This is a genomic window from Pseudomonas sp. GW456-12-1-14-TSB6 (assembly GCF_059424205.1).
The window spans coordinates 1-20,721 of sequence record NZ_JBWKZE010000036.1 but is presented as its reverse complement, the minus strand read 5'-3'; the positions used below and the strand labels follow the sequence as shown (position 1 = coordinate 20,721).

The following is a 20,721-nucleotide window of genomic DNA, read 5'->3' as shown; positions in this document are numbered from 1 at the left end:
TTTTCGTTTCTCGTCCGGTGAGTGGATAGACCTTTCAATTCCACGCCCCCGACAGGAACACCGAATGACCGCAATGCCATCGCCCCGCCCCGCCACGTTTGCGCTCAAGGCCCTGAACCTGAGCCTGGCCCTGGCCTTCAGCGCCCTGTTGCCGAGCGCCGCCCACGCCGCCGACAGCGTCAGTGAAAGCGCCAGCCGCAGCGTCAACATCGGCCCCGGCCTGCTCAGCCATGTGCTGGCGCAATTTGCGGTCAGCGTCGGCGTGCCACTGTCGTTCGATCCGGCGCAACTGGGCAATCGCCAGAGCCCGGGCCTGCAAGGCAGCTACACCGCACAGAGCGGTTTTGCCCGGTTGTTGGAAGGCAGCGGTTTCGAGCTGATCAGCACCGGCCACAACGGTTACACCGTGGCGCCGAAAGTCGCGGCGGACGGCGCGCTGGAACTGGGCGCCACCAACGTCAGCGCCCTGCGCGACGACAGCGGTGATACCTACGGCGGCGAACAGGTCGCGCGCCGCGCGCAGATCGGCATGCTCGGCAACCAGGAGGTCAACGACCTGCCCTTCAGCGTCACCAGTTACACCGCCAAGACCATGGCCGATCAGCAGGCTCAGACCGTTGGCGATGTGTTGCTCAACGACGCCTCGGTGCGCCAGTCCAACGGCTTCGGCAACTTCTCGCAGATGTTCATGATCCGCGGCCTGCCGCTGGCCTCCGATGACATTTCCTATAACGGCCTCTATGGCGTGCTGCCCCGGCAGATCATCGCCGTCGAAGCGCTGGACCGGGTCGAACTGTTCAAGGGCCCGAATGCATTCGTCAACGGCGTGACCCCGAGCGGCAGCGGCATCGGTGGCGGGATCAACCTGCAACCCAAACGCGCGATGGACACGCCGACCCGCAGTGTCACCCTCGATTACAGCGCCGACGGTCGGGTCGGCGGGCATCTGGATCTGGGCCAGCGTTTTGGCGAGGACAACCGCTTCGGCGCGCGGGTCAACCTGATGCAGCGCGAAGGCGATACTGCCGTCGATGACGAAGACCAGCGCTCGTCGCTGTTCAGCGTCGGCCTGGACTATCGCGGCGATCGCCTGCGGGTCTCGACCGATTTCGGCTATCAGAAGCAGGTGATCAACCAAGGGCGCTCAGTGATCTACGTCGATTCGAGCCTGACCAAAGCCCCCAAGGTGCCGCACGCCAACGCCAGCTATGCCCAGAGCTGGAGCTATTCGCAACTCGAAGACACCTTCGGCATGGCCCGCGCCGAGTACGACCTGAACGACAACTGGACGGCCTACGTGTCCGGCGGCGCCAAGCACACCCGCGAGAACGGGGTTTACTCGTCGCTGACCGTTATCGACCTGAACGGCAGCGCCCGTGGCGGCATGCTCTATTCACCCCACGACGAAGACAACCAGAGTGCCATGGCCGGGCTCAACGGCCGTTTCGACACCGGCCCCGTCACGCACCAGTTGAACCTCGGCTGGGCGGGCATCTGGGGCGAGCAGCGCTCGGCGTTCGAAACCATCGGCACCGCCGGGCGCTACAGCACCAACCTGTACAACGTCACCGACAAGCCGCGCCCGGCGCCCACCTCGTTCGCCAGCGACATCAATGACCCGCGCATCACCGGCAAGAACACCCTGCGCAGCGAGGCGATTTCCGACACCCTTGGCTTCGTCGATGACCGCATCCTGCTGACCCTCGGCGTGCGTCGCCAAGAATTGAAAGTCGACGGCTGGAGCACCGCCACCGGCGCCCGCACCTCGAGTTATGAAGAGTCGATCACCACCCCGGTCTACGGCCTGGTGATCAAGCCGTGGGAACACGTGTCGTTCTACGCCAACCGCATCGAAGGCCTGGCCAAGGGCCCGACGCCGCCGACCACCGCGATCAACCGCGACGAAACCTTCGCCCCGGTGCGCAGCAAGCAGATCGAGGCCGGCGTGCGCCTGGACATGGGCAGCTACGGCGCCAACCTCGGCGTCTATCGCATCGAGCAACCGTCGAGCTACACCCAGGACGGAATCTTCCGGGTCGACGGCCAGCAGACCAACAAAGGCGTGGAACTCAACGTCTACGGCGAACCGCTCGACGGCCTGCGCCTGCTCAGCGGCGCAACCGTGATGAAGACAGAACTGGAAGGCAGCAGCAACGGCGTGAATGACGGCAATCGCGCCGTCGGGGTGCCGCGCTTCCAGTTCAACCTCGGCGCCGACTGGGACATTCCGGGCCTCGAAGGTGCCGCACTCAGCGCGCGCATGCTGCGCACCGGCGGCCAATACCTGAACGCCGCGAACACCCAGAGCATTCCGGCGTGGAACCGCTTCGATCTGGGCTCGCGCTATGCCTTCAAACTGGATGAAAAGCAGATCACCCTGCGGGCCAATCTGGAGAACGTCGCCAACGAAGCTTACTGGGCCTCGGCCAACGGCGGTTACCTGACCCAGGGCACGCCGCGCACGCTGAAGGTTTCGGCCACCGTGGACTTTTGACCGCTCGTCATCCGGCCGGCACCAAGGGTTCGGCGCGTCTGACCAATATCAGGTAAACCCCTTTCCGGAGACAGACCATGATCACGCGCAAACTCACCTCGCTGTTGTTGATCGGCCTGCTGGCCACAGGCTCAGCCGCGACATTCGCCGCCAACGACGGCGCCGATGCCACGGGCACCAAATCCGGCTCGACCAGTGGTTCACAAATGCCGCCCGACAACACGCCGGGCTCGCCGTCCGGCGGCAGCGGCGCGGGTGGCGGCACCGGCACCAACGGCGGCGCCAGCGGTTCAGGCTCGGGAGCAGGAGGTGGCACCGGTTCGGCCGGTGGCGGCACGGGTGGTGCCGGCGGTGGCACTGGCGGCTGAACGAACAAGAGCAGGCCGTGGTAAACGCCATGGCCTGTGTCTGAACCTACCGTTTTTGTCAGCGATCCGAGCGCAGCAATTCGCCGAAACCGACGTCCATCGACAACACGGCCGCGCGATTGCGGCCGGCGTTTTTGGCCTGATACAGCGCCGCATCGGCGCGCTGGATGAACAGCTCCGGGCTGTCGTTGCCCAGCGGAATAAATGCATAGCAACCCAGGCTCACCGTCAGATAACCGGTGGGCGAGCCGCTGTGGGTGATGTGTTTGTCCATGACGCTGCGGCGGATCTGCCCGGCAATCGCCAGCGCGCCGTTGATGTCGGTGTTCGGCAGCAACACCGCGAACTCTTCCCCGCCGTAACGCACCGCCAGATCGGACTTGCGCTGGCAGCAGTTCTTCACCACCTGCGCCACCTGCGTCAGGCAATGGTCGCCGGCCACGTGGCCGTAGGCATCGTTGTAGCTTTTGAAGAAATCGATATCGAGCATGATCAGGCTCACCGGGCTCGACTGCCGCGCGCCCCGGGCAAACTCAACCTCCAGCGAGCGCTCGAACAGACGCCGGTTGGCCAGCCCGGTCAGGCTGTCGTGGGTGGCGATCTGCTCCAGCGTCCGCTGGGCCTTGCGCAGGTTTTTCTCGATCCGCTCGCCATCGCGCACCTGATGAATGAACACCCAGCCGAACAGCCCCACGCCGAGCATCACCAGCGCCACGATGACGCTGGACTGGAACGCCCGGTCATACCAGCCCTGGAGGATCGTGTCCCGGGACGAAGACGCCGCGACCACCAACGGGTAGCTTTCCAGCTGCCGGTAACCGTAAAGACGGGTGACACCGTCGACCACCGAATCGATCATCGCGGTGCCGGCGGCTGCATTGGGCAGCAACTTCTGGTAGATCTCGCCCTTGGCCAGCGAGGTGCCGATCAGGCTCTCGTCGAACGGCCGCCGGGCGAGCAAGGTGCCGTCGGTCAGGCCGAGGAACATGGTGCCGTTGTCGTCCAGGCTGAAGCTTTTGAAGAACCGGTCGAAGTAGGACATCTTGATCCCGGCCAGCAGCACGCCCTGAAAATTGCCGGCGTGGTCGTTGACCCGTTTCGAGATCGGGATGATCCACTCGCCGTTCTCGCGGCTGCGGATCGCCGGGCCGATATGCGCCACAGCCGAGACGTTCTGCTGGTGAAACTTGAAGTACTCGCGATCGGCCACGCCATTGCCGCGTGGCAGATCCGGGAACGAGGTAATCACCCACTGCCCTTCGCGGTCGAACAGGAACATGCCGTGCAACTGCTCCAGTTGCTGCACCCGCCGCGCGAGGGTTTTCTGCAAACGCGGCTTCTGCTCCGCGCCATAACCATCGTCCTGAACCCAGTCGACCAGGCTGGTCAGCACCAGATCCGCTGCCAGAAAAGTGTCTTCAGCCTGCTGCGCCATGGCCCGGGTCAGGTTGGCCGACGACACCTGTGCGTTGGCCAGATCCTGGCGCCGCGACTGTTCGATCTGCAAATACAACAGACCGGACAGGCTCAGACACACAGCCACGATGAACAACACCGCCGCCTTGCGCAGGGGCAAACGCTTGAGGGTGCCGCCGGGGGCCTGGTGCGGATCGTGAATGGGGATAGGCAAAAGCGTGTCCTGGGCAGGTACGACAGGGGCAAAAGCCCGAAACCCTTGTTCTTGTGAGCGTAGCCCACCGGGTTGTGTGGGGCAACCAAGTGCCCCCGAGACAATCCCGACCCTGTTGCTATCGGCGCGCAGTAGAAATGGATGACCTGCGACGCGAATTATTTTTGCCTGCCCGTTTTCCTCACTTTTACCCCCCGCTCGACAACCGCCGCATTGCACTGTGCAGATGCGCCCGCGCACTTTCCGGATCGCCCTCGCGCATCTGCTCGTAAGCCCGTTGCGCAACCGCGTGCGGCACCGGTTTCAACGCCCGTTGCGTGGCCATCGCCAGCAGTTGCACCTGCGCGGCACGCTCCAGGTAATACAGATCGTCCCAGGCTTCGGCGATGGTCGGCGCCCCAACGATCACCCCATGATTCTTCAGAAACAGAATGTCGGCCTCGCCCATGACCCCGGCAATCCGGTCGCCTTCACGCTCATCCAGCGCCAGCCCGTTGTAATGCTGGTCCACCGCCGTGCGCCCGTAGAACTTCAGCGCGGTCTGGCTCAGCCACAACAGTGGCGGCCCCTCCAGCAGGCACAACGCCGTCGCGTTCGGCATATGGGTGTGGAACGCGACCTTTACCCGAGGCAGTCGCTGGTGCAGGCGCGCATGAATATAGAAAGCAGTGGCCTCCGGCTGACCCTCGCCGTCCACTACGTTGCCGGCGAAGTCGCAGACCAGCAGGTTGTGCGCCGTCACTTCGGAAAACGCATAGCCGTACGGATTGACCAGAAACAGGTCAGCGTGTCCCGGCAACATCGCCGAAAAGTGATTGCAGATCCCCTCTTCCAACCCGTGCAGCGCCGCCAGTTGAAAGCACGCCGCCAGTTCGTGGCGGGCGGTGATGATGGCTTCGCTGTCGAGGTTCAATGAGCCGGAACGCGCAGCTCGGGCGCTGCCGGTCAGGGTATGGGCCATGGCTAAACTCCTTTACGACCAGCCAAGGGACGAGAACAGCGGCAGCACTTCGTCCAGCGTGTTGAGGATCGCGTCGGGCCGATAGTCCGGCAGCAACTGACGACCGGTGCCCCGGTCGATCCAGACGCAACGAAAATGCATGTCGCGGGCCGCCGTGTGGTCGAGCATCGGGCTGGCGCAGATGTGCACCACCTGATCGCGGCTGACGCCCAATTGCTCATGAGCGTAGTCGAACAGCCGCGGCGCCGGTTTGTAGGCACCGGCCTGTTGCGCGGTGATCACCCGATCGATATGGCCGCCGAGTTGAGCGACGTTGCCGGCGATGATGTCGTCATCGGTGTTGGAGACGATGCACAGCTTGAAACCCTTGGCCTTGAGCTGCGCGAGGGTCTCGACGACTTCAGGAAACGGCGGCATCTGCGGGATCGCGGCGGCCAGGCGCTGGCTGTCCTGGCTGGCACTCGCCAGCCCCAGCTCCTCCAGGGCCAGTTGCAGGCCGAGGGTGCTCAGCTCGCGAAACGAGCGGTGCGGCGGCGTCTGTTCCAGGCGATGTTCGTGGCGGTCGTAGACCTCGATCAGGCGCCCGGCGTCGACCCGGTGCTCGCCCTTCTCGCTCAGAATCCGCTCGGCCACGGCGCGCAGGCCTTCGTCCCATTGAATCAAGGTGCCGTAGCAATCGAATGTCAGCCATTGCGGGCGCGGTGTGTTGATCAAGGTCATGGGGAATTCCTCTGCAAGTGAGGGCTTCAGCTTATGAACTCGGGGTGATAGTGTGAAATTAAATAAATAGCCGACTGTCAGTTGCCAAACAAATATCGAGGCCGCCGCCATGCTGGATCTGGAACTGCTGAAAACCTTCGTCTGCGTGGTTGATGAAGGCAGCTTCACCCGCGCCGCCGAACGCGTCCACCGCACCCAATCCACGGTCAGCCAACAGGTGCGCAAACTGGAAGACCTGGTCGGTCACGCCCTGCTGTTGCGCGACCGCACCGGGCTGAACGTCAGCGTCACCGAGCACGGCGAACTGCTGATTCATTACGCCCGCCGCCTGCTGGCCTTGTCGGCCGAGGCCAGCGAAGCCTTGGCCAGCGATCTGGATCTGGAAATCCTGCGCATCGGCATGCCGGAAGACTTCGACGCCCGACGCATGGCGCTGATCCTCGCCGGCTTCACCCGCAGCCACCCGCAAGCGCGACTGGAAACCGTCAGCGGCATGAGCCTCGACCTGCGCCAACGCCTCGACAGCGGCGAAATCGACATCGCCCTGATCAAACGCGAACCCGACAGCGGCCCCGCCTGGGCGACCTGGCCGGAACGACTGGTTTGGGTCAAGGGTGCTGAGTTCGACTCATCCAGTGCCGTGTTACCGCTGGCGCTGTTTCCCCAGGGCTGCCTGTACCGACAACGGGCGATCCGCCTGCTCGACGTGGCGCAACGCCCATGGCGTGTGGCCTTCGGCAGCCACAGCCTGACCGGCATTCAGGCGGCGGTCGCCTCCGGGCTCGGGGTTTCGGTGCTGCCGGCGTCGGCGGTGTTGCCGGAGCATCGGGTGTGCACGGACTTGCCGCCGCTGCCACCGACGGAACTGGCGCTGGTCAGTCGCGAGGGGGTGTTGAGTGGATTGCAGCGAGGGCTGGTGGAGTTTTTGCGGGGAGAATTGGGGGTGGATGCGGGGGGATTTGCTTGATCCCCCCAAATGGCGCTGAGCTCAGGGCTTGTTGACTTCGCGCAGCAGGTCTGCGACCGGGAGGTTCATGGTGTTTGAGTAGTAGGGTTTGTAGCCGTAAGCGGTGACCACGACCTTGCAGGGGATTTGTTGTTTGTCTGAGAGGAGTTGGTTGATTTCTGCCACTGACAAATATCTTTCCGAGCTTCGGTTGCTGGAGGTCTCGGAAATGAAAGCATGGGTCAGATAAGAGTATCCCGCCGGGGCTCCGTCTCTTTTATCCGGCGATATCAATCCAAACGCTGAAAACCGAATGGCTTTACCAACCGAGAAATCCTGATCTTCAGCCAAGGCACAATGAAGCATGCCTGAAGCCATTCCAACCCTCTCTCCCCGACCAAAAAGATCCAACACATCAATATTCGACTGATATCTGATTACATATAAAGATCTGTCTCTCTCAACAGACACATAGCTCAAATTCGCTGGAGGCCATACATGGTCTTTTGCACAACCAGAACAAATCACGAAAAGCAGGCAAGCGAACAGTCTATACATCAGGAAAATTCCTCCATGATCGAGTCAAACAGCAGATCACCAGCAGACTTGTTTCCCGCGATACGTGCGGTAAACAGACCCAAAGCGTTTGCATGATTGGTATCTACATTCACGTTCAGTGACGGGCCACAAGTGATAAGCCATTTTTCGCCAAAGTCGGCGACCCCATCTGAAGGGTCTCTTTTGCTAGGCGTAGCCTTGATATTGACCCAATTGGCCGCAACCGGATCAGGACGGTCAAAATAGATATCTGAACCCAACCAGACCAAAGCGCCCTCACCCACGGGATCAAGGGTAACCAGCATCTGAACACGGTATCCCCATTCGGACATGATCTTTGTCAGGTGCGCGCCATTCCAGCCACCGAGGCTGTGGCCGACGATATATACGGGGCAGCTTTTGTAAGGGATCAGGCTTAGAACATACCGCTGAATATCTTTCTTTCCTTTGACTTCGTTGTACCCCAACCAATCCGATTTATATTTCCCCTCCGTTGCCAAATCCTGAACGCGCTGATCGAAGTATTTATGGGCTTCTTGAATGTTTCCATACGGCCCTGAAAAGTAATAACTCTCCTTATCCCCAGCGCCTCCGACAAACACAACAACCGCCTTGGTACTCTCCACCGGCACAGACTTCACACTGACATCCTTCTTGTCCGTCAGCGTATGTTCCTTATGCAGCTTGTAATTGTTGCCTTTCTCGCACGTAACCGTTTCCGCACTCATGCTTCATTCCTCCAGAAACAGTTTGATGGTTTCAGGAAGATGCGAACTGATCGTGTGGGTAAAACCGGCGGCGTCAGACACGCCGTGCTCCATCCGACCGTCCGCGCGCTGAATCATGTACGGATGATTCGGCATCGGTTCGCCGGTCGTGTCATTCACCAACTGCAACTTGTCGGTGAAATGCACCGGCATTGGCAGCAGGCCGCTGAAAGGAGCGTTCACCACGGTATCGCCGATGATCACGGTGCCAGATCCACCGATGACCACATTTCCATGCCCACCGGTGCTGTCCAGGGTGGCGGCGTTCAGGCCATTGATAAAAACCGTCGAGGCAACGCCACCGGTAATCGGACTGCCGCACGCCGACTTGTCGGTCATTCGCGCAGCGGGCAGCCCGTCGAAATTCACATTCGGCGAACCACTGACAATCGGGTTGGTGCCATGCCCCGGCAATGGGCAAGCGGTCGGGTCGGTCACTCGGGCAGCGGGTTTTCCGCTCATGAAAAGCTCCTTGCGGTGTCGCATCATCATCCATTGGCGCGCAAGCATGAACAAAGTCGGGGCGTTGTTCAAACCCGCATGCAAAAAAACAGGCGCCTGAAGAGGCGCCTGTTTTTTATGGCCGGTAACCGCTCCGGTCAACGCGATGGCGGCACTCGAATATCCCCCGCCCGGCACTGGGTTTTCACGCCCTTGCCGCAGGCGCCGAATTGCAGGTCCTTGCCCATGCACACTCGCACTTCCGAGAGTTCCGGGCCGTTGCAGATGACGGCGATGCCGTCTGACGGGATGCCCGGATTGCTCTTGCGGAACAGATCGGCAATTTCCTGCGCTTCGAAGTAATAAGAGCTACTGAACGGTTGCAGCTCTTCCGGGATTTTCACCGCGGCCACGGCTTTATCCGATTCGTCCAGATAGCCCATCGCGCCGAGGCCGCTGCAGGTGCCGTGTTTGCTCCATTCGTGGTCGAGGAGTTTTTTGGTCGGGAACAGCGTCAGGCCTTTGGCCGTTTCGGCGGCCGACAGGTTGGTCAGCGGTGGGCAGGATTGCGGCCAGCCGCCCTTGGCGTATTGCGGCCACAGGCCATGCAGGACAAAACCGTAACCCTTGCCGGTGCATTGAGGGTCGCTCTTGTGGGTCAGGCAAAAGGTCGGCGACCAGGACAACGCCAGCAGGTAGTAATCGAACACCCCCGCCACCGATTCCGCCTTGCTGGCAGACGACTGGCGCGCCGAACTCAGGCCGATGCTACCGACCGTCAGCGCAATCAGCGCCATAATTGTAAAAAGCTTTTTCATGTTCCCGTTCCTTGGGACGCGTGCGTCCGTGGTTTCTGTGGTCTGACCATCACTTGGCCAGACGCTGATTGAGTCATGCCCGTGTTGCAAGCGCATGACGCAGGGCAAAACCTGCATTACTTTGAAAGGACTACGATGAAGTTGAAATCACCACAGGGAACCGACATGAGTAAAGCAGACGAACTCGCCGCGAAACTCAAACAAACCCGGCACACCCATGCTGACGAAATCACCTGCGCCGAACTGGAAATCGATTGCTGGCCGGCTCAGGTCTACGCCTTGTATCACCGAATCGAAGGCTGGTTGCAACCGGTCACCGAAGTCGGCCTGAAGATTCGGCGCAATCCTACGCATGTTTGCGAATCTTCATCGGATGGCGAGACCCACGACTACGCCATCGACCAGTTGATCATCGAAGCCAACCACCACAGCCTGACGTTCGACCCCATCGCCCGCTTCACCGAAGACGGCGCAGGGCGCGTGCAAATCGTCCTGCCGGGGCGCGAAGCATCGCTGCTGCGCACGGTCGATGAGCACGGTGAAAGCCATTGGTGGTTGCAGACGCTCGAAACCGGGCAACAGCTGGATGCGATTGCGTTGACGGAAAACAACCTGCTGCTGGTAGTCCAGGAAGGGCTCGGTCTGTAGGTTGAACCTGACGCAACTGTAATCCGCGCCTCAGCCAACTGAAAGCTGCCGCTGGTTAGCCTCCCCGTCATTGGTCAAACGGGGACTTCCAGCGCATGCCTTCCACCACCTCAAGACGCACCTTCGTCAAAGGCCTCGCCGCCGGCGGTCTGCTCGGCGGCCTCGGTCTGTGGCGCACGCCGGTCTGGGCCTTGAACAGCCCCGGCCAGGTCAATGAGTTAAGCGGCACGGACTTCGAGCTGTTCATCGGCGAAACCCCGGTCAACTTCACCGGCCAGCCCCGCACTGCCCTGACCATCAACGGCAGCCTGCCCGGCCCGCTGCTGCGCTGGCGCGAAGGCGACACCGTGACGCTGCGGGTGCGCAACCGGCTCAATACAGACACGTCGATCCACTGGCACGGCATTCTGCTGCCGGCCAACATGGACGGCGTGCCGGGCCTGAGTTTCAAGGGCATCGAGCCGGGCGGCGTGTACGTCTACCAGTTCAAGGTCCGCCAGCACGGCACCTACTGGTATCACAGCCATTCCGGCTTGCAGGAACAGGCCGGGGTCTACGGGCCGCTGGTGATCGATGCGCGGGAACCGGAGCCGTTCCAGTACGACCGCGACTACGTGGTGATGCTCAGTGACTGGACCGACGAAGACCCGGCCAGCCTGATGAAGACCCTGAAAAAACAGTCCGACTACTACAACTTCCACAAGCGCACCGTCGGCGATTTCATCCACGACGTCGGCGAAAAAGGCTGGGGCGCCACCGTCGCCGATCGCACGATGTGGGCGCAGATGAAGATGAACCCCACCGATATCGCCGACGTCAGCGGCGCCACGTACACCTTCCTGATGAACGGCCACGCCCCGGATAACAACTGGACCGGCCTGTTCCGCCCCGGCGAAAAACTGCGCCTGCGGCTGATCAACGGCTCGGCCATGACCTACTTCGACGTGCGCATTCCCGGATTGAAAATGACCGTGGTCGCCGCCGACGGCCTGCACGTCAAACCGGTCAGCGTCGACGAGTTGCGCATCGCCGTGGCCGAAACCTATGACGTGATCGTCGAACCCGCCGCCGACGCCTATACCCTGTTCGCCCAGGCCATGGACCGCACCGGTTACGCCCGAGGCACCCTCGCCGCCCGCGCCGGTTTGTCGGCCCCGGTGCCGGCGCTGGACCCGCGACCGCTGGTGACCATGGACGACATGGGTATGGGTGGAATGGATCATGGTTCGATGGACATGAGCGGCATGGATCACTCGAGCATGAACATGGGCCCGATGCAGTCGCACCCCGACAGCGAAAAGGACAACCCGCTGGTGGACATGCAAGCCATGACCACCGCGCCGAAACTCGACGACCCCGGCCTCGGCCTGCGCAACAACGGTCGCCGCGTGCTGACCTACGCCGACCTGCGCAGCACGTTCGAAGACCCGGACGGCCGCGACCCGAGCCGCACCATCGAGTTGCACCTCACCGGCCACATGGAGAAATTCGCCTGGTCGTTCAACGGCATCAAGTTCTCCGACGCCGAGCCGCTGCTGTTGAAGTACGGCGAGCGGATCCGCCTGGTGCTGGTCAACGACACGATGATGACTCACCCCATTCACCTGCACGGCATGTGGAGCGATCTGGAAGACGAAAACGGCAATTTCCAGGTGCGCAAACACACCATCGACATGCCGCCCGGCACCCGTCGCACTTACCGCGTCACCGCCGATGCGCTCGGCCGTTGGGCCTATCACTGCCATCTCCTGTACCACATGGAAATGGGCATGTTCCGCGAAGTGCGGGTGGAAGAATGAGGACGCCGACCATGACTCGATTTGCCGCGTTTTCGTTGTCGCTTCTGTCGATGGCTCCGGCCTTCGCCGCCAGCGACATGCAGGGCATGGATCACAGCCAGATGGGCGATATGCAGAGTATGGACGACGGCATGATGCAGCCCGCCGCGCCGACCGAAAGCCGCACGCCGATCCCGGCGCTGACCAACGCCGACCGCGCCGCCGTGTTCACCAGCCACGCCGGGCATCAGGTCCACGACAGCGCCATCAACACGTACTTCCTCGCCGACAAACTTGAATGGCAGGACGCCGACGACGCCAGCACCCTGGCCTGGGATTTGTCCGGCTGGATCGGCGGCGACATCGATCGGCTGTGGCTGCGCTCCGAGGGCGAACGCAGCAACGGCAAGACCGAAGACGCGGAAGTCCAGGCGCTGTGGGGCCACGCGATTTCGCCGTGGTGGGACATGGTCACTGGCGTGCGCCAGGACTTCAAACCCGGCGCCCCGCAAACCTGGGCCGCGTTCGGTCTGCAGGGGATGGCGCTGTACAACTTCGAAGCCGAAGCCACGGCGTTCCTCGGCGAAAACGGCCAGAGCGCGGTGCGGCTGGAGGGCGACTACGACATCCTGCTGACCAATCGCCTGATCCTGCAGCCGACCGCCGAACTCAACGTCTACGGCAAAAACGACCCGCAACGCGGGATCGGCTCGGGCCTCGCGAACACCGAAGCCGGGCTGCGCCTGCGCTATGAAATCCGCCGCGAATTCGCGCCCTACATCGGCGTGACCTGGAACCGCACCTACGGCAACACCGCCGATTACGCACGGGAAGAAGGCGAGGATCGCAGCGAAGCGCGACTCGTCCTCGGCGTGCGGCTGTGGTTCTGAATCCCATCAAAAAACAACACCGAGGTCTTGCATGCGCACATTGAAAATCTCCCTCGTCCTCGCCAGCGGCTTGCTCTTCAGCACCCTGGCCCAGGCCCATCCGAAACTGCTGTCGTCAACCCCGGCCGAAGGTGCCGACGGCGTGGCGCCCGGCAAGATCGAACTGCGCTTTTCGGAGGATCTGCTGACCCAGTTCTCCGGCGCCAAACTGGTGATGACCGAAATGCCCGGCATGGCCCACTCGCCCATGCCGATGAAGGCCAAAGTCAGCGCCGGCAGCGACCCGAAAACCATGCTCGTCACCCCGCTCGCACCTCTGCCGGCCGGCACCTACAAGGTCGAATGGCGCGCGGTGTCGTCGGACACGCACCCGATCACCGGCAACGTCACGTTCAAAGTGCAATGAGCGATGGCTGAACTGATCAACATCCTCCTGCGTCTGGCGCTGTATGTGGATTTGCTGCTGTTGTTCGGGCTGGCGTTGTTCGGGCTGTACAGCGTTGACGCGGTGCTGCGGTTTCGGCCGATGCTGCGCAGGATGGCGTTGATCGGGGCGCTGCTGTCAGTGGCGGCACTGGTGCTGATGACCCGCGCCATGAGTGGCGAAACGGAGTTCGCGGCGCTGTGGCCGCACCTGCAAATGATGGTGCTGGAAACCGACGTCGGGCTGGCGTGGACGCTGCGGATGATTGCGCTGATCGCCGTGATGATCGGGCCGGGATTGTGGCCGGCGTCGATGGCCGGCGCCGTCGCCCTCGCCTCCCTGGCCTGGAGCGGACACGGCGCGATGGATAACGCGTGGCACCTGCTCAGCGACATCCTGCACCTGCTCGCGGCGGGTGCGTGGTTAGGCGCCATGCTCGCGTTGATCTTGATGGCGCGGCTCGACGCACTGTGCAGCGAGGCGCGCATTCGTTCGCTGGCGGATTCCGTCAAACGCTTCGAAGGCGTCGGCGCGGCAATTGTGCTCATCCTATCGATCACCGGCGTGGCGAATTACCTGTTCATCGTCGGCCCGACACTGGGCGAAATCCTGCTCGGCACCTACGGCATTCTGCTGGCGATCAAGGTTGTATTGTTCGGGGGAATGTTGGTGTTGGCCGCGTTGAACCGCTTCCACCTCGGGCCGTTGCTCGAGCAATCTTTGCGCGCCGGGCAGCATCAAGTGGCGGCCAATGCCTTGCGCCGCAGCGTGGCACTGGAGCTGATGATTGCGCTTCTGATCGTGGGACTGGTGGCGTGGCTGGGCACGTTGAGCCCGGAACCGGGGTGACACCCGGCAAACCCATTCACTACACTGGCCCGCACCTCCACTGCACAAGCCCGATCACAATGACAATTCCAAAAAGCACGATGATCTTCTGCGGCCTGCTGGCCATGACCGGCGCCGCCCAGGCACAAGAACCGGCCTCGCACCTCGACACCATTCAGCAACAGGGCCAGTTGCGCGTCTGCACCACCGGCGACTACAAGCCCTACACCTTCAAACGCCCGGACGGCGGATTCGAAGGCATCGACATCGCCATGGCGCAAACCCTGGCCGACAGCCTCGGCGTCAAGGTCGAATGGGTACAGACCACCTGGAAAACCCTGATGCCGGACATGCAGGCCGGCAAATGCGACATCGGCGTCGGCGGCATCTCGGTGACCCTGGAGCGCCAGAAAAAAGCCTTCTTCAGCAACACCCTCGACGTCGACGGCAAGATCCCGCTGGTGCGCTGCGCCGACCAGTCCAAATACCAGACCATCGACCAGATCAACCAGCCGAACGTGCGCCTGGTCGAACCCGCCGGTGGCACCAACGAAGCCTTCGTCCACGCCTTCCTGCCCAAGGCGCAACTGGCGTTGCACGACAACGTGACCATCTTCGAACAACTGCTCGACAACAAGGCCGACGTGATGATCACCGACGCCTCCGAAGCCCTCTACCAACAAAAACTCAAACCCGGCCTGTGCGCCGTCAACCCGAGCCAGTTCATGCAATACGGCGAAAAAGCCTACCTGCTGCCGCGCGACGACATCAGCTGGAAACTCTACGTCGACCAGTGGCTGCACCTGAGCAAAGTCACCGGCAAATACCAGAAAGTCCTGAGCGAATGGATCGCCGTACCCGCGGCCCAGTAACCCTCAATCGTCATGCATCAGGCCGGAGCTGTACTGGTTGAAACTGTTACCGATATTGCTCCCGCCGAACTTCAACGTATTCACATTACGCGCCTCCGGCGACTGACAGTCGCTGGAGAAACAACTGGTGGTGGTCAAGCCTCCGGAACCGGAACAGGCGGTTAGAACCGAGACGGTTGCGACGATCAACAGCGCTTTGAGTGGATTGTTCATGGTGTGTGGCGCTCGGGTGGGATCGGGATCTTGTAGAGGGATCGTAGGCCGGCGCGGGTGGCGGGAAGATGAAACTTGCGGGGTTTTCAGCGTGGGTTCAGGTTCGGCCTTTCACAAAGGTTTACATCGGTTTTTCAGTTCGCTCGGTATAGTTTTTTGCAACTTGAGCAACCCAGAGAACCCGCAATGCCGTCGACCAGCCAGTTGGTAAATCCTGACCTGATAAAGATTCGACGGCTGTTCACAACACCCCTCGCCAGCATCCAGTACCCCGATGCCGCAAAACTCAATTCCCAACTGAAAACCATCATCACAACCCGTATGGCGCAAGATCGCAGCGGCGCCCAGCGCAGCAACGACGGCGGCTGGCAGTCCGCGAACGACTTCCATGAATGGGGCGAAGAAGCCAGCGACGCTCTCGTGAAGTTCGCCAAAGCGTTCGCCGTGCAAATGACAGCAGTGCACAGCGAACAATTCGGACTGACCGAACCGAGTTTCGAATGGAAACTCAACGCCTGGGCCAACGTGAATACCGCCGGCCACAGCAACGCCCTCCACGGACATCCGGGCGCCTTCTGGTCAGGCGTCTACTGGGTGGATGCCGGCGGCCGAGAAGACGACCCGACCGTCGGCGGCGACCTGGAATTCGCCGACCCACGCGGCATGGTCGCCTCCACCTACAACCCCGCACTGCGAATGCGCGTCGAAGACTGCATAACCGCCGGCTTCAGCAGCACCTGCGCCGCCAGCAGCGGCACCTTCATCATGTTTCCGTCGTGGCTGATGCATTCGGTTCGACGGTTTGAAGGGACGAGACCACGGATTTCGATTGCGTTTAATTTTGGGGCTTGAAGCACAGAAAAGCAGCCCTCCGTGACAGAGGGCCGCAACGACCTACTTCGGCTCGACGTTATCCAACGCCTGATTCACCGCCAACGACCCCAACATCACCAACTGCGCAATGCCGATGGCGGTTTTGCGGTGGGCGGGTTCCAGGGTGGCGGCGAAGTTGTTGAGCATTTCGGAGGCTGAACCTAGGGATTCGCTGGCGTTGGCGAGCAGGGATTCGGTGTCGTAGGCCGGGTTGGCGAAGTACATCGGGTCATGTTGGGTGTGGCTGCCCATGATCCGTTGCTGTGGGGTGAGGTAGTGATCGAGGGCGCGCTCGGCGGCTTCGTTGAGGGTTCGTGAATCGGGGAATTTGTAGGGGGAAACCGGATCGGTTTCTGGTGGGTTGGGTGTTGGTTTGAACATGGATGAAACTCCTAACACTTTTAGTGAAGGCTTCACCCTTTCGCTACCAAACGAAGGGTGGCGGCCATGAACAGGTTGGTAGACCGGGTGTTAGGAGCCGGCGCGCCCGAAGACGCCCTGTACATGACCACCATAGACCCCGGCCGAAAGCACGACCGGAGACGATGACGCTGTACATCTAACACACGGGCTACCAAACCCGATCACTGGTTTTCAGTGACCCGAGAACGATAAAAGCCACGGGGGTAGACGCACAAGCCGGCGGATTCTGTCTTAGGTGTAGGGGGTGGCGCAAGAATTCGTAGGGTTTTGATGACTACGACAAAACTCATTTAAACGAGCAAGTTATTTTGTTTAAAACAAGCTCTGGGGATTTGTGGCTAGCAAATCGCTGCTTGGGCAGTGGCATTCAGGTCGGGCCGATGATGGATTGGGCGCAGGTCTGAGACACAACCCCAGATTGACTGGCTTGCCCGTCGAAGTTTCTTCGTCCCATAGCAATTTTTAAGCAAGCTGTAAATGCTGTCTACAAGTTCACTGCCAGTACTGTACTTGTATTTTTTTCTCGAAAGGAGTCGAGTCCATGTCAGACGAATATCCGTTATCGGACGTGCTAGAAAGGATTATTAAAATTAGCTAGTGCTCGAGGTAGCCCTGTTGGAGCTGACGCTTCATGCTGAGCAGCATGATTCGAGCGGAGTAGGAGACAGCATATGGGACGCCTTGTGAGCAATTAGCGAGAATGCTGGACACATCAAGCAAGGCTTAGCCTAACTGAAAGGAAAGGGGGCGAAATAGATCCCGGTCGCTGTAGTCTATCTAAGACATGGTTTTATCTGCTTGCCTGGATCAGAATAAAGTAGAGCCGGTCGAAATATCTGCAAGAAAAATCACACCGCAACATACAGAGATAAAAGGTAATAGATCTAATTAAACTAATGATTCAGGGCGCCCGCACTATAAGCATCGCGCCAAAAAGCCTCGCTAAATATCTTTAAACTCTTCCTTCAGTAACTCTGCAAACTTATCTTTTGCACGATGAAACTCAACATGCCTGTTCCATATAAAATAATTTTGCACGGGAAGCAAATCGCTAAACACTTGCCCACAGATGCCTCCGATTAGTCTAAACTGCTCAAAGACCCCCCTAGGTACTAACGACACTCCCGCCCCGGAACTCACACATCCAAGAATAGTGCCATAACTTGCTATGCTGATTATCGAACTCGATACTTTATGATGATCTAGCCAATTTACCAGCGTCTTTCTGTATGGACATCCTTCAGGCCACATGAAAATATCAAAGCCCCTAAGATCCTGCGGTTCACGTATCGTTCCCGCAATTGGAGAGGCTATCAGTACTAATTCCTCCTTGTAAATCTCAGCACTTTCAATGTCTGCATGCTCAACTCCAACGGCAACAATTGCCCCGTCGAGTTTATAATCAACCACATCCTTTAATAGCTGCGACCATTCTCCAGTACTAAACTGCATTTGCACAGAAGGATAAAGACAATGATATTTTGACAGCAGCTTAGGCAACCTGCCTGTAGCGGAGGACTCTATGGCGCCGATCCTTAAGTCCCCCGATGGTGCAGCTGCAGGGTCAAGAGCTCTTTGTGACTCCTGGCATAAAGACAAAATCTTGTTAGCGTAGCTTAAAAACAACCTCCCAGAAGGACTGACAACTAGCCCCCTCCCCTTCCTTATAAATAAAGAGACGCCCAACTCGTTTTCTAATATTTTGATCCTGTTCGTTATATTTGATGGAACACAGTGCAATAGTTCAGAAGCGCGCACAATACTACCTTGATCGACAACTGCCTTGAACATAGCTAATTGGGATAGCTCCACTTCATTACTCACTAAAAGTGAACGATGAATTCAGTATAAATCACTTGTCTCAGGGTATCAAGCTCGTTTAAGTTCTGAACGGATTCATGCAGAAACTAACATTGGAAATAATTCGATCGACCTCAAGGAGAGAGAAACCTCATGAATTCAGCATCCCCGCAAATTCGTTTTGAAACATTTGAAAAAATTCCTATGCAGGAGTTTGGTGAGGTTTTTATTGAGGCGCTACCGAAGCATATTCGAAGTTTAAAAATTCCCGGGCGAACTATATTTGAAAACCACCGCAGGGAGCCGATATCAGCGCAAGTCTTGAAAATATCCGAAATCCAAGATGCTTTGCTTGAAGTGCTCCGCCATCCAATCACGCAAGAAGCTCAGTTTCATACTGAGAGTGCTTTCAGAGTCTTCCTAAAAAAACAAACAGTAGACTCTGCCGTTCTTAAGTTTTTCAATGGGTGGAATGAAACCCATAAAACAACCAGCTTGGTCTCAGCTAAAATTATTGTGCGCCTATCAGCCGACGCTATATCGGTACCGGCAGAAAAGCGAATTAGCTATCACAACGTCATGGCACACATGCATGAAGTCGCTAAAGATGATTTCGGGCTTGGTCACCAAGGGCATGACGGTATGTATAGTCATATGACCAGCGCCTTTGGTGCGACGGATTGGGTTAGAGACCAATACAAGGTGCAAGAATGCAATGAATTCTCCGAGTTTTTATATAATACCGGTGTAGCAAAACATAAATCGGCCTTGAATTCAGTCGAGCATACAACCTCAATCATGGACGCTATGATGGTTTCTATCGCGTCAGAGCTATGGAATGGCCGAGAGTACAACTTTATCGCTCAGTTCATAGAGAATAAGTTGGTTGAAATCAATCCTTCGCTGAGGACAAACGTTCAATCATTGCGTAACGCCAAGGGATACGTAATAGGTCATTCCGGCGAAGTTGAAAACAAGCATGGGTTGCATGCGTTAGCTGCGGCACAAGCATATGCTCGAACTGTAGATACAAACTTCAAGCTAGGGCGACTTAAGGGAATTATGCTTAATTACAATGAACGAGTAGGAAAGGCTTTTGCTGCGATGCACCGAGCCCTAAGTGCATAAAAAACAAGGCTCAATGTAGCTAGAGCATCTGATAAGAAAACTATACGCGCTTTACCCGAGAAGCATTTTGTTTTGCCACCTGGAAAATCTGCCGATTAGCTCACGTAGCCGCGCCGTAAACTAATCGGCACATTCAGGAGAAAGTATAATTAAAGATAAGAGGACATCATGACTTTTCGCTGGATATTCAAGTTACGAAAGGATCCTCTATATGAGTTTTGACCAAGCTTTAATCGTTCTGGGCTTTTTTGCCTTTTGCGGTGGTTTGATAGACGCTGCAGTAGGCGGTGGAGGGCTTGTACAAATCCCGGCACTTTTACATGCCCTACCTCAGCAATCCCTTGCTACAATTTTTGGCACTAACAAATTAGCTGTTTTGGCAGGAAATCTATCCTCAATATTTAGATATTTAAAAAGGATAAAAATCGTGTGGAGGCTTATGCTCCCCACCATGCTTTCAGCTTTTTTATTTGCATTTATTGGTGCCGCTTCAGTCTCCATTGTGCCAAAACAGCTGATGGAATTTGTTGTTTTTTTTATCCTTATTGCGATGGCCATTTATACCTTTACGGAAAAAAACCTAGGCTTATTCAGCCAAAATATACATTGCGGAACAAAAGAGATTATATTAGGAATTTTTTTTGGCGGCCTTATTGGTTTTTATGACGGTGTTTTTGGGCCAGGCAGCGGCAGTCTTCTACTTTTCGTTTTTGTTAAGTTTTTCGGCTTCGATTTTTTAAACGCATCAGCATCTGCAAAGCTTGTCAACTTGGGAACGTTTAGTGCGGCTCTTATATTTTTTGTTCCGTCTGGCAATGTCTTATGGATAGTAGGTAGCGTGGTGGCCGCTTGTAATATTGCGGGTTCACTCACTGGGGTTTTTTTAGCATTACGTTACGGAAGCGGTTTCATTAGGATATTTTTCTTAATTCTACTTGTATTTTTAATCGGGAGAATGGGGCTAACGATATTCAACAAATATCTTATCAGTTAACTATGCTGACAATGGGGATTCGAAAAAATGGGGATGAATTTTAGTTACCACTTAAACAAAAAAATCTGTCCTCTTTTTTCTTAAAAACCTCCTCTGCGTCGGCACCATAGAAAAATGGGGGACTGATGGACCCGCCCCTTCTCAGCC

At 58.2% G+C, this 20,721-nt stretch carries 22 protein-coding genes; 12 read left to right on the top strand and 10 right to left on the bottom strand.

Annotated elements, in window-relative coordinates; all coding sequences use genetic code 11:
• The first annotated feature begins 64 nt into the window (after nucleotides 1-64).
• Both AC07Y2_RS25245 and AC07Y2_RS25240 read left to right on the top strand, forming a co-directional pair.
• On the top strand, nucleotides 65-2,494 hold the full coding sequence (locus tag AC07Y2_RS25245) for a TonB-dependent receptor (protein WP_103387159.1): 2,430 nt from the start codon (nucleotides 65-67) through the stop codon (nucleotides 2,492-2,494).
• A 77-nt stretch (nucleotides 2,495-2,571) separates the two neighbouring features.
• Nucleotides 2,572-2,862, top strand: a complete 291-nt coding sequence (locus AC07Y2_RS25240; protein ID WP_103387158.1) for a hypothetical protein — start codon at nucleotides 2,572-2,574, stop codon at nucleotides 2,860-2,862.
• A gap of 58 nt (nucleotides 2,863-2,920) precedes the next feature.
• On the opposite strand, the gene AC07Y2_RS25235 is transcribed toward AC07Y2_RS25240, so the two are convergent.
• The 3 genes from AC07Y2_RS25235 to AC07Y2_RS25225 all read right to left on the bottom strand — a co-directional run bounded on the left by AC07Y2_RS25235 (nucleotide 2,921) and on the right by AC07Y2_RS25225 (nucleotide 6,173).
• A complete protein-coding gene (locus tag AC07Y2_RS25235) occupies nucleotides 2,921-4,492 on the bottom strand; it encodes a sensor domain-containing diguanylate cyclase (protein WP_103387157.1) in 1,572 nt (523 codons plus the stop codon).
• 187 nt (nucleotides 4,493-4,679) lie between these two features.
• On the bottom strand, nucleotides 4,680-5,453 hold the full coding sequence (locus AC07Y2_RS25230) for an aldolase (protein WP_103387156.1): 774 nt from the start codon (nucleotides 5,451-5,453) through the stop codon (nucleotides 4,680-4,682).
• Nucleotides 5,454-5,465: 12 nt separating this feature from the next.
• Entirely contained in the window at nucleotides 5,466-6,173 is a 708-nt protein-coding gene (locus AC07Y2_RS25225) for a haloacid dehalogenase type II (RefSeq protein ID WP_103387155.1), read from the bottom strand.
• 109 nt (nucleotides 6,174-6,282) lie between these two features.
• Here AC07Y2_RS25225 and AC07Y2_RS25220 point away from each other — a divergent pair, with 109 nt between their 5' ends.
• On the top strand, nucleotides 6,283-7,140 hold the full coding sequence (locus AC07Y2_RS25220; protein ID WP_103387154.1) for a LysR substrate-binding domain-containing protein: 858 nt from the start codon (nucleotides 6,283-6,285) through the stop codon (nucleotides 7,138-7,140).
• Between the two features lie 21 nt (nucleotides 7,141-7,161).
• Here the strand turns inward: AC07Y2_RS25220 and AC07Y2_RS25215 are convergent, their stop codons facing one another.
• The 4 genes from AC07Y2_RS25215 to AC07Y2_RS25200 all read right to left on the bottom strand — a co-directional run bounded on the left by AC07Y2_RS25215 (nucleotide 7,162) and on the right by AC07Y2_RS25200 (nucleotide 9,703).
• Entirely contained in the window at nucleotides 7,162-7,677 is a 516-nt protein-coding gene (locus tag AC07Y2_RS25215) for a hypothetical protein (RefSeq protein ID WP_176240522.1), read from the bottom strand.
• The gene (locus AC07Y2_RS25210) at nucleotides 7,677-8,405 is read right to left on the bottom strand and encodes an alpha/beta fold hydrolase (protein WP_085748572.1); all 729 of its coding nucleotides are present in this window, start codon (nucleotides 8,403-8,405) and stop codon (nucleotides 7,677-7,679) included. The genes AC07Y2_RS25215 and AC07Y2_RS25210 overlap by 1 nt, the downstream gene beginning before the upstream one ends.
• A 3-nt stretch (nucleotides 8,406-8,408) precedes the next feature.
• The gene (locus tag AC07Y2_RS25205; protein ID WP_011335137.1) at nucleotides 8,409-8,906 is read right to left on the bottom strand and encodes a PAAR domain-containing protein; all 498 of its coding nucleotides are present in this window, start codon (nucleotides 8,904-8,906) and stop codon (nucleotides 8,409-8,411) included.
• 137 nt (nucleotides 8,907-9,043) lie between these two features.
• Nucleotides 9,044-9,703: a ribonuclease T2 gene (locus AC07Y2_RS25200; RefSeq protein WP_103387153.1), complete on the bottom strand. Its 660-nt coding sequence runs from the start codon at nucleotides 9,701-9,703 to the stop codon at nucleotides 9,044-9,046.
• Between the two features lie 165 nt (nucleotides 9,704-9,868).
• Here AC07Y2_RS25200 and AC07Y2_RS25195 point away from each other — a divergent pair, with 165 nt between their 5' ends.
• The 6 genes from AC07Y2_RS25195 (at nucleotide 9,869) to AC07Y2_RS25170 (ending at nucleotide 15,143) form a co-directional block, all read left to right on the top strand.
• Nucleotides 9,869-10,351, top strand: coding sequence for a hypothetical protein (locus AC07Y2_RS25195; protein WP_064598036.1), 483 nt, complete (start codon nucleotides 9,869-9,871; stop codon nucleotides 10,349-10,351).
• A 95-nt stretch (nucleotides 10,352-10,446) separates the two neighbouring features.
• On the top strand, nucleotides 10,447-12,150 hold the full coding sequence (locus AC07Y2_RS25190; protein ID WP_103387152.1) for a copper resistance system multicopper oxidase: 1,704 nt from the start codon (nucleotides 10,447-10,449) through the stop codon (nucleotides 12,148-12,150).
• Between the two features lie 11 nt (nucleotides 12,151-12,161).
• Nucleotides 12,162-13,019 carry a copper resistance protein B gene (locus tag AC07Y2_RS25185; RefSeq protein WP_103387151.1) on the top strand — a complete coding sequence of 286 codons (858 nt, stop codon included), beginning with the start codon at nucleotides 12,162-12,164 and terminating at the stop codon, nucleotides 13,017-13,019.
• A 31-nt stretch (nucleotides 13,020-13,050) separates the two neighbouring features.
• The gene (gene copC / locus AC07Y2_RS25180) at nucleotides 13,051-13,425 is read left to right on the top strand and encodes a copper homeostasis periplasmic binding protein CopC (RefSeq protein WP_103387150.1); all 375 of its coding nucleotides are present in this window, start codon (nucleotides 13,051-13,053) and stop codon (nucleotides 13,423-13,425) included.
• Between the two features lie 3 nt (nucleotides 13,426-13,428).
• Nucleotides 13,429-14,292, top strand: coding sequence for a copper homeostasis membrane protein CopD (gene copD, locus AC07Y2_RS25175; RefSeq protein WP_103387149.1), 864 nt, complete (start codon nucleotides 13,429-13,431; stop codon nucleotides 14,290-14,292).
• Between the two features lie 59 nt (nucleotides 14,293-14,351).
• Nucleotides 14,352-15,143 (top strand): transporter substrate-binding domain-containing protein, encoded by a 792-nt coding sequence (locus AC07Y2_RS25170; RefSeq protein WP_178082885.1) that lies wholly within the window; start codon nucleotides 14,352-14,354, stop codon nucleotides 15,141-15,143.
• A 3-nt stretch (nucleotides 15,144-15,146) separates the two neighbouring features.
• Here the strand turns inward: AC07Y2_RS25170 and AC07Y2_RS25165 are convergent, their stop codons facing one another.
• A complete protein-coding gene (locus AC07Y2_RS25165) occupies nucleotides 15,147-15,356 on the bottom strand; it encodes a hypothetical protein (RefSeq protein ID WP_103387147.1) in 210 nt (69 codons plus the stop codon).
• Nucleotides 15,357-15,542: 186 nt separating this feature from the next.
• Between AC07Y2_RS25165 and AC07Y2_RS25160 the strand changes: the two genes are divergently transcribed.
• A complete protein-coding gene (locus AC07Y2_RS25160; RefSeq protein WP_103387146.1) occupies nucleotides 15,543-16,208 on the top strand; it encodes a TIGR02466 family protein in 666 nt (221 codons plus the stop codon).
• 42 nt (nucleotides 16,209-16,250) lie between these two features.
• Here the strand turns inward: AC07Y2_RS25160 and AC07Y2_RS25155 are convergent, their stop codons facing one another.
• Together AC07Y2_RS25155 and AC07Y2_RS25150 are read right to left on the bottom strand one after the other, a co-directional pair.
• Entirely contained in the window at nucleotides 16,251-16,610 is a 360-nt protein-coding gene (locus AC07Y2_RS25155) for a DUF6124 family protein (protein WP_007955862.1), read from the bottom strand.
• Nucleotides 16,611-17,594: 984 nt separating this feature from the next.
• A complete protein-coding gene (locus tag AC07Y2_RS25150; RefSeq protein WP_080770642.1) occupies nucleotides 17,595-18,464 on the bottom strand; it encodes a LysR family transcriptional regulator in 870 nt (289 codons plus the stop codon).
• Between the two features lie 141 nt (nucleotides 18,465-18,605).
• Between AC07Y2_RS25150 and AC07Y2_RS25145 the strand changes: the two genes are divergently transcribed.
• Both AC07Y2_RS25145 and AC07Y2_RS25140 read left to right on the top strand, forming a co-directional pair.
• Nucleotides 18,606-19,580, top strand: coding sequence for a hypothetical protein (locus AC07Y2_RS25145; protein WP_103387145.1), 975 nt, complete (start codon nucleotides 18,606-18,608; stop codon nucleotides 19,578-19,580).
• 211 nt (nucleotides 19,581-19,791) lie between these two features.
• Nucleotides 19,792-20,574 (top strand): sulfite exporter TauE/SafE family protein, encoded by a 783-nt coding sequence (locus AC07Y2_RS25140; protein WP_039770317.1) that lies wholly within the window; start codon nucleotides 19,792-19,794, stop codon nucleotides 20,572-20,574.
• Nucleotides 20,575-20,721 lie beyond the last annotated feature (147 nt).